Raw genomic sequence first — 13,726 nt, 5'->3', positions numbered from 1 at the left:
CGAGCGATCGGGACGGAGAACGACGACGGGCACACCCCTCGTTTTCAGTGAAAACGAAAACCCGTGGGTGCGAAGATTGAGCCGTAGTATAAAGGAAACGCTGAGCGAAAGCAATGCTCACTGAAGCGTATTTTCAGCGTCTGTGAGTACACAACTACACTACTACTTTACCGATACAATAAATAATATAATAACGCGATCAAGGGGCTCGAGCCAAGAGCGGATCACGGATCCCCACTTACGCGGCTGTTCACTGAAAACGAGGGGTGTGTGTACCGTCGTCGTCCGCGACCCGATCAGTGAGTTACTCACTCTCGTGGCCCGTCTCGAGCCTTTCACTGAAAATCCGGTCCGGTGCGTTTATCACTCGCGTCGGGAAAGTCTTGGCTAATGGGAACTGATCCGATCCCGACGCCCTCGATCGAGGAACTCCAGGACGATCCGATGGCGGACGGAACGACGTCTATCTTCCGTCGTCGGGAACTCCTCCGGCCCCAGCACGTGCCCCAGAAGGACCGCATCGTCGGCCGCGACCGCGAGATCGAGACCGTCGAGGCGCTACTTAAACCGGCGGCCTTCGGCGATCCGCCCGAGAGCGGCTTTCTCTTCGGGAAGACGGGGACCGGCAAGTCACTCGTCGCCAAACACGTTACCGGCCGCGCACGCGGCATCGCCCAGATGCAGGAGACCGATCTAACGGCCGCGTACGTCGACTGCGATCAGTACAACACGGAGACGCGAGCCGCCCGCAAGATGGCCTTCGAGGTCCGGGACGCGATCGATCCCGACCGCTACATCCCCAAGGACGGCGTCGGCGCGAGTCGCTACTACGACGCGCTCTGGGACGGCGACGGCCTCCTCCACGAGTCGGACTCGCTGATCGTGATCTTAGACGAGATCGACAAACTCGGCGACGACACCGCCGAAATTCTCTCGAAGCTCTCCCGCTCCGAGGAGGCCGGCAAGACGGGCTGTTACATCGCGGTCGTCGCGATCAGCAACAAGACCGACTACACCGACGCGCCCGACGAGCGCGTCGCCTCGAGTTTCCAGGACGATCCGATCATCTTCCCGCCCTACGACGCGACCCAACTGCAGGCGATCCTCGAGCGCCGCAAGGACGCGTTCAAGGACGGCGTCCTCGAACCGGGCGTGATCGAACTGGCCTCGGCACTCGCCGCCCGCGATCACGGCGACGCCCGCCGGGCGCTGGATATCCTCCGCTCGGCCGGCAAACTCGCGGAGAAGGACGGCAGCGATCGAGTGACCGAAGACCACGTGCGCAAGGCCGACGAGTACAGCGACCTCAACCGCTCCATTCAGGTCATCAAGAACGGGACGCCCCACTCCCGGTACGCCCTCTACGCGCTGGCGTACCTGACGAAGTCCAAACTCTCGGATTCCTTCTCGACGGGCGAAGTCTACGACACCTACTGTGTCATCGCCGACGTCGTCGCTGGCGAGTCGCTGACCCACCAGCGGGTTCTCGATCTGATGAAGAAGTGGACGCTGCCGGAGATCACCGAGAGCCGACACACCGGCGGCGGCAAGGGACAGGGCAGCTACCGGACCCACCGCCTGCTGCACGATCCCGACGTCGTGATGAGCGCCTGCCTCGAGTCTACGAGCGACCAGCGCAACGTTCTAGACGCGCTCTCCGAATCCTCGATATAACGGCGTCCTGCTGCTGCTTGTCGGCGCCTTTCACTGAAAACGAGGGGTGTCCGATCGATCCGGCCGTTGCGAGGATGTTTCCGTTTCATCGCGGCTCCGAACTCGCTTCACTGAAAACGAGGGGTGTCTGCCGGCTCCGGATCGTTCCGAAAGCTACCATTCACTGAAAACGAGGGGTGTCCTATCGGACCGCCGTCTCGAGGTCCATCGTCCTCACCCGCCGAATTCGAAATGGTGGCCCGGATATAAGGCGTTCCGTGATTCACCCGACCGTCTTAGTCGGTCCGACGTCCAGTCGCCGTATGGAACACCGCTACGGCGGACCCGAACTCCCCTCGAGTCACAACCGACTCCGCGAGACGACGGCGTGTCGCACCTGTGAATGCGAAATCGGGCCTCGCGACCGACGACTGACGTGGCGAGTTCGCGACGGTGCGGACGTGTTCGAGTATCACTACTGCAGCGACGAGTGTCTGCAGGCGGCCCGCGAGAGACACCAACAGTAGCCGAACTGCAGATCACTTCGGTAGACCGAATCCTCTCGTCGATCAACGACGTCCGACCGCGACGGTTTTCTCCACTGGCTTCCCGTTCCTCGCCGGTCCGTGACCGCGTCAGATAAGCAGAGACCGCAGTACGGTTACGACCGCCTCAGAAGGGGAACAGTGAGTCGGCCTCGAGGTCGCGCTCGATCAGTTCGATCTCGTGGCCGTCCTGGTCCGTCGTGAAGGCGTACATGTTGTCGTTGCTCTCGGGGTCCCGGTAGTCGGGCGCCTCGCGCTCGAGCAGGGCCTCCCAGTCCTCCTGGAGGTCGTCGACGCGGACGCAGAGGTGGCCCCAGGCATCGCCCATGTCGTAGCTGCGGCCGTCGTAGTTGTAGGTGAGTTCGACGGACATCGCCTCGGGAGCGGCGTCGCGGGGCTCGACGAAGTAGTTCGCGAAGGTGTCGGCCTCCCAGCGGCCGACCTCGTTGTACTCGAACTTGCGGGTCCAGAAGCCCAGCGCCTCGTCGGCGTCCTCGACGCGGATCATGGTGTGGTCGATCGACCACAGCGCGCCCTCGTCGGGGTCGCGCTGGACGATCTCGATCTCGTGGCCGTCGGGATCCTTGACGAAGGCGTAGTCGCCGCCGCAGGATTCGGGATCGCGGTAATCGTCGACGCCCTCGTCCAGCAACTGCTGGTAGTAGTCCTCGAGTTCCCCGTCGGGAACGCGGACGGCGATGTGCCCCCAGGCGTCGCCCACCTCGGGCTCCTCGCCTTCGTTGTGGGTGATCTCGAGCATGGCGCCCTCGTCGTGCATGTCCTCGGGGCCGAGGTAGACGATCGTGAACCCGTCGCCCTCGAAGCGATCCTTCTCCTCGTACTCGAGGTGGGTCTGGTACCAGTCGAGCGACTCCTCGAGATCCGAGACGCGGATCATCGTGTGGTCGAGCGTTCCGTCCATACGCGAGACGACGCCTGCGACCCCAAAAAACGTGGCGAAGCCGGCGGTCTACTCGGTCCTACGGTCGGACTCGGCGCCTCCCTCGAACGAGTCGGCGGCGATCGGGTGAAGCCCCTTACGCGCGGCGTCGAGTTCCGAGAGGACGCGGACGAGGCCGACGAGCAGGAGTACGCCCAGCGGGAGGAAGAACAGCGGCGAGAGGCCGAGGTAGCCGTTGAGCAGGTAGCAGATCACGACGACGAACATGACGGTCGCGGCGTAGGGCAGTTGGGTACGCACGTGATCGATCAGGTCCGCGCCGGTGAAGGTCGCCGAGAGCACCGTCGTGTCGGAGATCGGCGACGCGTGGTCGCCGAAGATCGCACCTGAGAAGACCGCACCGACGATGACTGGCATGATATCGAACGTCCCGGTGAGGTCGTAGGCGAGTTGGATGGCGATCGGCGTCACGATCCCCATCGTCGCCCACGACGACCCCATCGTGAACGCGATGAAGGCGGCGACGAACAGAATCACGACGGGAAGTAACTCGACCGGGATTGCGTCGCCGACGATCCCCGTTACGTAGCTGCCCGTCCCGAGTTCCTCCGCGACGGCGCTGATCGTCCATGCGAGCACGAGGATCGTCACGGCCGTTAGCATGAGCCGGAATCCGTCGAGGATAGTGTCGACGGCGGTGCCGAGATCGAACAGGTCGTAGGCGATCCCGATCGCGATGGCGGTCGCGACCATGGCGAACGAGCCCCAGACCAGCGCCCCGGCGAAGTCCCCGGCGCCGACGATGTCGACGAACACCTGGACGAACCCGTCCTCTGCGAGGGCTCCCTCGATCGTCGTCGGAGCCCCCGCCTCGGCCTGCGTCGACATCCACGACTGGTACCCTGTCCAGAACGCGCCGGCGAGCGTCACCGCGATGAGGACGACCACGGGCCCGAAGAACGTCCGCAACATCGGCCGATCGTCGATCGGTTCGCCGAGGTCCTTCTGGACTTCCTGCAGCGGCTGGGCGTCCTCGCGGCTGACCGCACCGGTCGAGGACGCGCGGTGTTCGGCGTCGAGCATCTCGCCGTAATCCCGGCGCGTGATGACGATGATGCCGACCATCACGATCGCCAGCAGGGCGTAGGTGTTGTACGGGATCGACCAGAAGAACGTCTCGAAGGCCGTCGGCGCTCCCTCGGCCCCGAGTCCGTCGTATGCCTCGCTGATCAGAGAGAGCTGGAAGGCGACCCAACTCGAGAGACCGATCGTCGCGACGGGGGCGGCCGTCGAGTCGACGATGTAGGAGAGTTTCTCGCGAGAAATGTGCAACTGGTCGGAGATCTCGCGCATCGTGGAACCGACGATGGCCGTGTTGGCGTAGTCGTCAAAGAACATCGCGATCCCAAGCCCCCAGGTCGTCACTCCGACCGCGCGCTGGGAGCCGAGACGGGCCGTCGCCCACTCGCGGACGGCGGTCGCGCCGCCGAGGCGCCAGATGAGCGCGACGCCCGATCCCAGCAGGATGGTAAACAGCAGGATCTGAACGTGGAAGCCGTCGTCGGCGATGATCGCGCCGACGATCCAGTCGAACGTCTGTGCGATGCCGAGGCTCTCGGTGTAGATTACCGCTCCCGACCAGATGCCCAGAAACAGCGAGAGCATCGGTCGCCGCGTCGCGATCGCGAGCCCGATCGCGAGCAGCGGCGGAATGAGTGATAGCGCTCCGAAGTCGGACATACGTTATCGGTTGGCCGACTGCGTGATAATGCCACTGATTGTAGTACCATTCGATAATAGTACTCGGTTTTGAGTTCTCGTTGACTGGTCGGACTCTTCCTCGAGGACTCCGCTCCACGTACCGGGCTAGTACTCGACCGAGACGAACACGATACAGACGACGACGCCGGCGAGAGCAGCGATCCCGACGAACGCCTCGTCGAAGTACCCTCGATCGGCGACCGCGCCGAAGAGGACCGGACTCAGCGCACCGAGCGCGAGGTAGACCGTCCGAAGTGCACCCAGGTTCGTCCCCTGCGTGCCGTCCGGCAGCCGCTGGGTGAGATCGGAGATCACGATCGTTTCGAATCCCAGGAGGCTACTCGCGAGCACGGTCAGCAAGCCGAAGAGCCACACCTCCCCGACAAAGGGGAGCGCGAGAAGCGCTAGACCGGCTGACCCCATGATCAGGAGGAGGGGCGCCCGGACGCCGATACTATCGTAGGCCCGTCCGGCGATCGGCTTCATCAGGATGCCGAGCGCGAAGAAGAAGCCGAACAGGACGTTCGCGACCTGCGCCGGGAGGCCCTTTACGTTCATCAGATACGTCGGGTAGAACCCCATGAACGCCTGAATGATGACGGCCCACAGCACGAGCAGCGCGGTTCCCCGGATGACGACCGGCTGTGACAGCGTCGGAACGACGTCCTCGAGGTCGAGGGACTCGCTCAGCGGCGCTGCCGTTGACGGCTGTTTTGGAAGCGTCAGCCAGAGGCTGAGGGCCGCGAGCAGAAAGAGCGGAACGGCGGCGCCGAAGCTGTACTGCCAGGCAAGCGCGGTCGCGATGAACCCGGCGGTCGGCGGCATTACCGCGTTCCCGACGTCACCGGCGGCCATCGTCGCGCCCGTCGCCGTGCCGAGTTGGTCGGGGTAGATCTTGTTCAGGATCGTGAATCGCGAGACGCCGTACAGCGCCGTTCCGGCGCCAAACAGGGCCGTCGCGAGGAACAGGAAGATCGTCGAGTTGACGACGATCACGAGCGCGAGCATCGCCGCCGCGAGGAGGGAGCCCGCGATCAACAGCAGACGCTCACCGATCCAGTCTGCGAGGATGCCGCCTGGCAGCTGCCCGAACGCGTAGGCGATCCAGAGCACCGACAGGAGCAGGCCGGACGTCGTGAGCGTAAGCGAGTACGTGCCACGGATATGGGGCAACAACGCCGGGTAGATCATCCGGACGCTGATCGACAGAAACCAGCCGAAGGCGACGGAGAGGAGTATCTTTCCGCGGCCGTCGCTCGAGAGGTCGCTAATAACGCGTTTCGGATTCGAAATAGAGGACACAGTCGGTAATAGTCACCTAGAGTGTCGGTCCTCGGTCGCGCTATTCAGTGTTGTTATCCGGACGCCGGCTCGCGATAACGGTGCGTCGTGTCGGCGTTCCTGTGAACAACCTATCGGCGAAGGATCAGTTTCAGCACGTCCTCGTCCTCGAGGACGTGGTCCTTCCCGACCTGCTGTTGGTCGTGGGTGGCGCTGGGGCCCGTGACGCGGGCGAAGCGGAACCGCTCTTCCATCTCGCCGCCGAGTTTCTCGATGGCCTCGCCGACGGTCGTCCCCCGCTCGATGACCAGCGGCTCCTCCCAGTCGATACCGCGACCGGGTTTGTCCATGTAGACGCGGATCAGGCCCAGGTTCTCCCAGATGCGGTCCTTGAGCACTTCGAGGCCCCTCTCCTGCTCGGCGCTGATGAACGTGACCTCCTCGGGATCGAGGTCGCGCTCGCATAACTGCTCGTCGACGGTCTCCTTGTAGTCGGGTTCGATCAGGTCGACCTTGTTCACGCAGGTGATCGAGGGGATGTACTCGCGGTTCTCCATCAGGCCATCGACCAGGCGGTCGATCGTGACGTTCTCCTGGAGGTTGACGACGGCGTTGACGTAGCCGTGCTCGCGGAGGACGTGCTTGATGGTCTCCTCGTCTAGGTCCTGGTCCGTGCTCGAGGTGATCTTGATGCCGTCCTTGATCTTCGGCCGCACAGTCACCCGCGGCGGCTCCCGGTCGACGCGGATGTTGATGTCGTACAGCTCCTCCTGCAGGCGGTCGTACTGATCGATCTCGAACACCGAGAGCATGAAGACGATGAGGTCGGCGTTGCGGACGACCGCCAGCACCTGCTGGCCGTCGCCCTTGCCCGACGCCGCGCCCTCGATCAGCCCGGGGACGTCCAGCATCTGGATGTTCGCCCCGCGGTGCTGGAGCATTCCGGGGTTGACGTCCAGCGTCGTGAACTCGTAGGAGCCAGTCTCGCTTTCGGCGTTGGTCATCGAGTTCAGCAGCGACGACTTGCCGACGCTCGGAAAGCCGACCAGCGCGACGGTGGCGTCGCCGTGTTTCTCGACGGAGTAGCCAGTGCCGCCCCCGGCCGAACTCTGGTTCTGGAGCTTCTCCTTTTTCTCCGCGAGCTTGGACTTCAGCCGGCCGATGTGGGCCTCCGTCGACTTGTTGTAGGGCGTGTTGGCGATTTCTTCTTCGATCTCCTCGATATCCTCCTCGAGCCCCATTTGTCAGTATCCAACTGCCCGCGCCGAAAAACACTTTCCATGCGCACCGTCGCACGGTCGCCGTTCCCGTCGAGCGTTCGAACCGGTCGACTGGTGTCCGGACCGATCGGCAAACGGAACGGAAACCGTCGTATAACGGGCCCTCAAGCGGATTCGAACGACGACGGTCGATCGATCTGTCGTACAACCGACGGCAGTTTCGACGGGTATAAACGATACCCGGCTGACCATTCGGATAATGCCAAACGCGGCGCGGCTTCGCGACAGCACGCAGATCGTCCTCCCTCGGGAGACCCTCGACGCCGTCGAGCCACCGCTTTCCGACAAGTTTACCGTAACGGTCGTCCCGGAGGGAGACCGTCAGTGTCGCGTTATCGGGAGCCCCGTCGAGATCAAGGCCGCCAGCGAGTACCTCGCGCGCCGCGGCGTTACGATGCGCTAAGTCCGCGCCACGGCTGCAACTCCGATCCTCGTCCCTCGCCTCTCTTGTCGTCTCTCATCCCCTGTTTCCCGGTTTTCGTCTCACTGTTCGCGTCTTCACGCCTCGCTTTTCGCCCCTCTCAGTTTCGCAGTCGCTCTACGAGCGGACTCGAGAGACCGACACGCACTCAGTTGAACCCGCCGTAGCGGCGGTCGTGAACGTCTTCGAACGGTTCCAGACGCTGTTCGTGATGGCGGGGATCGCCGTCGGCCTCGGGGCCGCGCAGGTGTCCGGCGTCCCCGCCCTCGCCGACCGGCTCATCTTCCCGTTCCTAATGGTGATGTTGTTCGCCTCCTTCGCTGGCATCCCACTCGAGGGTCTGCAGCGGGCCTTCGGGAACCGCCGCGTCGTCGGCTCGAGTCTCGCGGTGAACTTCGTCTGGAACCCGCTGCTGGCGGTGGCGCTCGGCGCCGTCTTCCTCGCCGATCACCCGGCGCTGTGGGTCGGGCTGCTCATGTTGCTCGTCACCCCCTGTACCGACTGGTACCTCATTTTCACCGATCTGGCCAACGGGGACGTCCCGCTGGCGACGTCGCTGTTACCGTACAACCTCGTGCTTCAGTTGGTCTTGCTCCCGGTCTACCTCTACGCGTTCGCGGGCACGCTCGTCGACCTCCGACTGGGGATTCTCCTCGAGGGGATCGCGCTGGTGCTGGTCGTCCCGCTGGTCCTCGCCGCCGTCGCGCGGTACGGCCTGACGGCGCTGCGAGGTCGCCGGTGGCTGACGGACGTCTTCCTGCCGAAACTCGGGCCCGTCCAGATCGTCTTTCTCGCGCTCGCGGTCGCCGCGATGTTCGCCTCGCAGGGACGGCTCGTCCTCGAGCGGCCGGACGTGCTGGTCCTGCTCGCGGCGCCGCTGCTCGCGTTCTACGCCGTCAACTTCTCGCTCGGGCTCGCGATTGGCCGGCTGCTCGACTTCTCCTATCGCGAAGTCGCCTGCTTCAACTGTACGGTCCTCTCGCGAAACTCGCCGACGGCGCTGGCCATCGCCGTCGTCGCCTTCCCGAACGAACCACTGATCGCACTCGCGCTGGTGATCGGCCCGCTGCTCGAGTTGCCGCTACTGTCGGTGGTCGCGAACCTGTTGCGCCGGATCGAGGCCCGCGGTTGGGATCGTCTCGACCGGGCGCCGGGGTGATCCCGGGGCGCCGAGCGAGTGTCCGCGTGCCTGGCGGTCACTCCGCGTTCGGGTCGACAGTCTCGTCCCCGAGGTGCGCCGCGAGACGGTGGCGGAGGTCCGTCTCGAACACGATCGCGATCGCGCCGGTGAGCGCGGCGAGGTAGCCGAGTCCGGCAGCCGCCAGCAGCCGCAGCGAGATCGCGTTCGCTCCCCGGAACCCGACGAGCCACTGCACGGCGGCGTACAGAATCGCCACCAGCAACGCGGTCGGCAACAACAGCGCGATCGGCCCGTCGTACGTTTCCGCGAGGACGAACCCGACGAGCAACAGGAGGCCTATCGCGAGCCAGTCCAACCGGGGTCCGCCCGCGAGTTCGGCCGCCGACTCGAGCAGGCCCCGGATCGGCGCGACCGCCGGTGCGACGAGAAACGCGAACAGAAGCGTCCATCCGGCTTTCTTTAGGGCCGCGGTTGCGCGGCTCACCGCGGAGTCACCTCGTAGACCGTCTCGCCGAGCAGGTGGTAGACGCGGTCGTCGGCGATCAACGGCGTACCGCCGAGAGGGTCGGTTCCGTCGGGGTCGACCGAAACGCGGAACCGCTCGTCACCGGCGTCGGCCTCGAGCGCGAGCAGGCCGTCGGTCGTCGACGCGTAGACGGTCCCGCCGCCGACGCTGACGCCGAACTCGAGGGCCGATTCGTCGGTCCGCCACTCCTCGTCGCCCGCGAAATCGATCCGGGAAATCGTGCCCGCGTCCGGACGGGACCGGTAGATCGCTCGGTCGGACGGATCGACGGCGACGGAACGCCGGTACGTGTTCGGGTCGCCGACGTCGTCGAAGACGGTCCAGCGACGCTCGCCGGCGTCCGCCTCGAGGGCGGTCAGGTCGCCGTTCGATTCGATCCCGACGACGAGATCGTCGACCGCGGCGACCAAGCCCCGGTTCAGCGTCGCGACGCCGATCGCGGCGTCGCTCATCCAGCGTCGGGTGCCGGTTTCGGGCTCGAGTCCGAGCAGCCGTCCGCTCTCGTAGCGAGCGCCGACGAGCAGCCCGCTGCGGGCGGCCAGCGGGATCACGCGTCCGGTTTTTCGCCAGCGCTCGAGGCCGGTGTTCGCATCGAGGGCGAGCAGCCGGTCCTCGCCGTCGAGGTGGCCCGTCACGTACGCTGTGTTCCCGAACAGGTGCAGCCCGTCGACGCTGCCGTCGAGACTGTAGCGCCAGCGAAGTCGCTGCGAATCGAGTTCGAGCGCGCAGACGTCGGCCTGAAACGCCAGGTAGACGACGCCGTCGCGGATCCGCGGCTCCGTCTCGAGTTGCGGACGGTCGAACGGGCCAACCGATAAATCCTGGTACGCGTACCGCCATCGTTCCGCGCCGCTCTCGACGTCGATCGCCCGAAGCGATCGGTGGGTCGGAACGAGGAGCGTCCCGTCGACGAGGGCGAGGCCGGCGTGCTCGAACCGACGGTGGGCATCGAGCGAGTGGTCCCACCCGATCCGTCCGTCCGATCCGGGACCGGGATCGGCCGTCCGCGCGACGTTTCTCGCGTCCGTGCGGGGCTGGTGCCACCCCGACTCGGGATCCGGATCGACGTGATCCGAGCCGCCGACGCGAGGACCGAGGAGGAAGGCACCGAGCAAGGACCCGCCCGCCGCGCCGAGGAGTCGACGGCGGGTTAGTACTGAAGCCATACTCGGCACATAGATATCGCTAGCATATCATTTCTTCTTTCGGACCGTGTTGACCTGCGAAATAACTGCCCGAATCGATCGGGGCCGATAACTGACGGAACCGATCGAAGCGTCGAATATTGGTTCCCAGACCGCCGGTAATAAATCTCCCGTCGCCACATTCAAATGGATTTCGGCGTTATCTCCTGGCAGGTATAGACCCGAACACAGTCGTCCTGGGATCCGTGCTGCTGTTCGCCGTCCACCTGTCGCTCGCCGGGGCTCTCAGGCGCTACTGTCCGGCTCGGCTCGGATCGGTCCCGACGTTGAGCGGGCGGCGACCGTTGACCGGGACGCGGAGACGGTCGTCTGCCTCGACTGCGGCGCCGAAAACGACCTCGGCGACAGGTTCTGTCTGAACTGCGTCGAGGAACTACCCGGTTCCGCCGTCAGAACCACCTCGAGCGCCGCTCCCAGTCGACGGGACATCGTCTGACGCTCGAGATTACCGCTCGGGATGGGTCGGCGCGTCGAACCCACCGCGAACCAGCGGCTTCGCGATGTGGCGGCGCGCACACGGCGGCACCTCGTACCAGCCGATTTCGAGGTCGCGCTCGAGCGGGCGCTCCGCCTTCCCGTCGGCGCTCGTCCCGCAGTCCCGGCACCGATACCCCTGATTCTGGCCGGCGCTCTTCATCCGGCGCTCGCAGTCGGGACAGGTCGGCGTCACGCGCTCGGTCGTCACGAGGTCCCGAACCGCGAACTTCTCGAGTTTGAGCGTCCCCCTCGAGACCTCGCCGCAGACGGTGAGCCGGTCGCCGACCCGGAGCGCCCGGATGCGGTTGCGAAACCGTTTCGTCGGCTCGAACGCGGCGCACTCGAGGCGCCGCCGCTGGTCGTCCGAGCGATTGGCAGCCGCGCTCTCGAGCGCGACGAAGACGTGCCCGCCGCGGCGCGTCTCGGGCTCGCTCACGACCCGGCCGTCGATCCGGTAGGCGCGGCCGTCCTGGATGGCCGCCAGGTTCGCGTCTCGCAGGTGGACGTCCGTCCCCTGATTGGTTACGAACAGCTGGCTCGAGGCGACGGGTTCTCCCTTAATGCGGTCGGCGACGCCGCGGACGGCGTCGGGGTTGTCGCCGCGGATCCCGTGGAGGATCGGCCCGGGCGTGTGGGGGACGCAGACGGTCTCGTCCTCGTCGCGGTCGACCGTGTCCCAGACCTCGGGGTAGCCCCGATTGGCGGCGGTGAAGACGCTCTCGCGGACGATCTCGCGGGGCGTCCCCCAGCGGTCGGACTCGCGGTAAGAGATGTGCTCGTAGGTCCATTCCTCGAGGGCGTTCCAGGCGCCGACGGCGGCCAGCGCGCCGATCCGGCCGCGGCCATCGCCGGTGTGCCACGAGCGGTAGCCGCGGCGCTCGAGGAGGTCGACGGCGTCGCGAATCTCGAGGTGGTCCCGGATCGCCCGCCGGGTGAACGCGCTCACCTCGTCGGCCACGGCGGCGGGTGCGCTGTCGGCGACGACCAGCCCCGGATGAGTTCGCTCGTCGGCGGTTTCGGCCAGCGCCTCGAGGCGCTCGCGGGCGACGTCGAACGCCTGATCGGGGTCGGCGTCGGTGTGAATCGCTAGCGCGGCGTTCCCTCGCGTCTTGTACTCGACGGCGGGATTGAGCCGCACGAGCAGGCAGCGCTCGACCGCACACCCCTCACGGCGCAGTCGCTCGGCGACCCGCGCGGCGACGTAGGTCGTACACATCCCGCGGTCGCGGGAGTCGGTATCGTCGAGTCCGACGACGGTCATCGCCGGCGATTGGGCTGGCGTCGGGTAACACCTTTCGGGACGGAGCAGCGCCGACGCCGCGACGAGCGACGAATCGAGTCGGACGGCGGACCTATCCCCCCGGAGAACGGAAACCCCTATATAAGTATACTGCCGGTGCGGGGACGAACCGCGACACGGCACCCGGACATCCCGGGGAAAGCGTCTTATACGAGGAATAGCTTACATCCCCCTATGTCCCGCTCCGCACTGGTCGGCAACGTAACCGCGATGTTAGAGGACGCGGGATTTGTGGTTAGCGACCGGTGTGCGATCCGGCCGAAGAGTTTCGACATCGCTGCGCGCCGGGGAGAGGATCTCATTCTGGTCAAGATCCTCGGTAACATCGACGCGTTCAACGAGGCGACGGGCCACGAGATGCGACGACTCGGAACCTATCTCAACGCGACCCCGCTGGTCATCGGCCTACGGAGTCGCGACGAGGACCTCAAACCCGATGTGGTTTACTTCCGACATGGTGTCCCCGTCCTCAGCCCCGACACGGCATACAACCTGTTCATCGAGGAGGTGCCGCCGCTGATCTACGCGGCCCCCGGCGGCCTCTACGTCAACATCGACGGCGACTTGCTCGCCGACGAACGACAGGACAGAGACTGGAGTCTCGGCCAACTGGCTAACGAACTCGGCGTCTCCCGCCGGACCGTCTCGAAGTACGAGGACGGCATGAACGCCTCCGTCGAGGTCGCGATGGAACTCGAGAACCTGTTCGGCGCGCCGCTCACGAGTCCGGTCTCCGTTCTCGAGGGGGCCGACGACGTCCACGAGACGGAGGCGACGCCGGACGACCCCGAAGCCGACCCCGACGACGAGGAGGTCGTCGCCGTCCTCACACGGGCCGGCTACGAGGTCCATCCGACGCTTCGCTCGCCGTTTAAAGCCGTCAGCCACGAGGAGGAAGAGAAGGACGACGACGTCGTGCTCACCGGCCACTCCGAGTTCACGAAGGCCGCGGAGAAGCGTGCCCGAATCATGAGTTCGATCGGCCACGTCACCCACACCCACTCGGTCTACGTCGTCGACCGCGCCAAACAGGAGTCCGTCGACGGCACCGCGCTGGTCGAACGCGAGGAACTCGAGCAACTCCACGACGCGGCCGAACTGCGGAAGGTCATCCGGGAGCGCGCCGAACACGAAGAGGCAGCCTGAGGTCGCTGTTCCCGTCCCCATTCCCGTTTCCGTTCCGCCACGTTCGTCAGCCTCGCCGTCTTCTCGCCTTCGTTCTCGGAACCGAGTTA

Annotated in this window: 13 protein-coding genes; 6 read left to right on the top strand and 7 right to left on the bottom strand. The window is 65.4% G+C overall.

Going from position 1 to position 13,726, the window contains the following annotated elements; genetic code table 11:
- The first annotated feature begins 390 nt into the window (after positions 1-390).
- Complete coding sequence (locus tag EH209_RS02870) at positions 391-1,674, top strand: Cdc6/Cdc18 family protein (RefSeq protein WP_126661460.1); 1,284 nt, start codon at positions 391-393, stop codon at positions 1,672-1,674.
- A gap of 302 nt (positions 1,675-1,976) precedes the next feature.
- The gene (locus tag EH209_RS02865; RefSeq protein WP_126661459.1) at positions 1,977-2,180 is read left to right on the top strand and encodes a DUF7576 family protein; all 204 of its coding nucleotides are present in this window, start codon (positions 1,977-1,979) and stop codon (positions 2,178-2,180) included.
- A gap of 145 nt (positions 2,181-2,325) precedes the next feature.
- On the opposite strand, the gene EH209_RS02860 is transcribed toward EH209_RS02865, so the two are convergent.
- From EH209_RS02860 to EH209_RS02845, 4 genes are all read right to left on the bottom strand, one after another.
- Positions 2,326-3,120: a VOC family protein gene (locus EH209_RS02860; protein WP_126661458.1), complete on the bottom strand. Its 795-nt coding sequence runs from the start codon at positions 3,118-3,120 to the stop codon at positions 2,326-2,328.
- A gap of 48 nt (positions 3,121-3,168) precedes the next feature.
- Positions 3,169-4,839, bottom strand: coding sequence for a Na+/H+ antiporter NhaC family protein (locus EH209_RS02855; RefSeq protein ID WP_126661457.1), 1,671 nt, complete (start codon positions 4,837-4,839; stop codon positions 3,169-3,171).
- A 126-nt stretch (positions 4,840-4,965) separates the two neighbouring features.
- Positions 4,966-6,162 (bottom strand): MFS transporter, encoded by a 1,197-nt coding sequence (locus tag EH209_RS02850; protein ID WP_126661456.1) that lies wholly within the window; start codon positions 6,160-6,162, stop codon positions 4,966-4,968.
- A gap of 110 nt (positions 6,163-6,272) precedes the next feature.
- Positions 6,273-7,382, bottom strand: coding sequence for an OBG GTPase family GTP-binding protein (locus EH209_RS02845; protein WP_126661455.1), 1,110 nt, complete (start codon positions 7,380-7,382; stop codon positions 6,273-6,275).
- 238 nt (positions 7,383-7,620) lie between these two features.
- Here EH209_RS02845 and EH209_RS02840 point away from each other — a divergent pair, with 238 nt between their 5' ends.
- Positions 7,621-7,824, top strand: coding sequence for a VNG_1110C family protein (locus EH209_RS02840; protein WP_126661454.1), 204 nt, complete (start codon positions 7,621-7,623; stop codon positions 7,822-7,824).
- Between the two features lie 193 nt (positions 7,825-8,017).
- On the top strand, positions 8,018-9,001 hold the full coding sequence (locus EH209_RS02835) for an arsenic resistance protein (RefSeq protein ID WP_126661453.1): 984 nt from the start codon (positions 8,018-8,020) through the stop codon (positions 8,999-9,001).
- Between the two features lie 37 nt (positions 9,002-9,038).
- On the opposite strand, the gene EH209_RS02830 is transcribed toward EH209_RS02835, so the two are convergent.
- Positions 9,039-9,467, bottom strand: a complete 429-nt coding sequence (locus tag EH209_RS02830; protein WP_126661452.1) for a hypothetical protein — start codon at positions 9,465-9,467, stop codon at positions 9,039-9,041.
- A complete protein-coding gene (locus tag EH209_RS02825) occupies positions 9,464-10,675 on the bottom strand; it encodes an outer membrane protein assembly factor BamB family protein (RefSeq protein WP_126661451.1) in 1,212 nt (403 codons plus the stop codon). Before EH209_RS02825 ends, EH209_RS02830 begins: the two co-directional genes overlap by 4 nt.
- Before the next feature lie 91 nt (positions 10,676-10,766).
- Between EH209_RS02825 and EH209_RS25245 the strand changes: the two genes are divergently transcribed.
- Positions 10,767-11,150, top strand: a complete 384-nt coding sequence (locus EH209_RS25245) for a DUF7577 domain-containing protein (RefSeq protein ID WP_449271907.1) — start codon at positions 10,767-10,769, stop codon at positions 11,148-11,150.
- Positions 11,151-11,159: 9 nt separating this feature from the next.
- On the opposite strand, the gene EH209_RS02820 is transcribed toward EH209_RS25245, so the two are convergent.
- On the bottom strand, positions 11,160-12,452 hold the full coding sequence (locus EH209_RS02820) for a tRNA(Ile)(2)-agmatinylcytidine synthase (protein WP_126661450.1): 1,293 nt from the start codon (positions 12,450-12,452) through the stop codon (positions 11,160-11,162).
- A 213-nt stretch (positions 12,453-12,665) separates the two neighbouring features.
- Here EH209_RS02820 and EH209_RS02815 point away from each other — a divergent pair, with 213 nt between their 5' ends.
- Positions 12,666-13,637: a transcriptional regulator gene (locus EH209_RS02815; RefSeq protein ID WP_126661449.1), complete on the top strand. Its 972-nt coding sequence runs from the start codon at positions 12,666-12,668 to the stop codon at positions 13,635-13,637.
- The last annotated feature ends 89 nt before the right edge of the window (positions 13,638-13,726 follow it).

Origin of the sequence: Haloterrigena salifodinae (genome assembly GCF_003977755.1) — an archaeon.
Lineage (GTDB): Archaea > Halobacteriota > Halobacteria > Halobacteriales > Natrialbaceae > Haloterrigena > Haloterrigena salifodinae.
This window is presented reverse-complemented; position numbering and strand designations above follow the sequence as displayed.

Coding starts and splice junctions, on each gene's coding strand:
- EH209_RS02870 (WP_126661460.1), top strand. CDS start 391: ATGGGAACTGATCCGATCCCGACGCCCTCGATCGAGGAACTCCAGGAC.
- EH209_RS02865 (WP_126661459.1), top strand. CDS start 1,977: ATGGAACACCGCTACGGCGGACCCGAACTCCCCTCGAGTCACAACCGA.
- EH209_RS02860 (WP_126661458.1), bottom strand. CDS start 3,120: ATGGACGGAACGCTCGACCACACGATGATCCGCGTCTCGGATCTCGAG.
- EH209_RS02855 (WP_126661457.1), bottom strand. CDS start 4,839: ATGTCCGACTTCGGAGCGCTATCACTCATTCCGCCGCTGCTCGCGATC.
- EH209_RS02845 (WP_126661455.1), bottom strand. CDS start 7,382: ATGGGGCTCGAGGAGGATATCGAGGAGATCGAAGAAGAAATCGCCAAC.
- EH209_RS02840 (WP_126661454.1), top strand. CDS start 7,621: ATGCCAAACGCGGCGCGGCTTCGCGACAGCACGCAGATCGTCCTCCCT.
- EH209_RS02825 (WP_126661451.1), bottom strand. CDS start 10,675: ATGGCTTCAGTACTAACCCGCCGTCGACTCCTCGGCGCGGCGGGCGGG.
- EH209_RS02820 (WP_126661450.1), bottom strand. CDS start 12,452: ATGACCGTCGTCGGACTCGACGATACCGACTCCCGCGACCGCGGGATG.
- EH209_RS02815 (WP_126661449.1), top strand. CDS start 12,666: ATGTCCCGCTCCGCACTGGTCGGCAACGTAACCGCGATGTTAGAGGAC.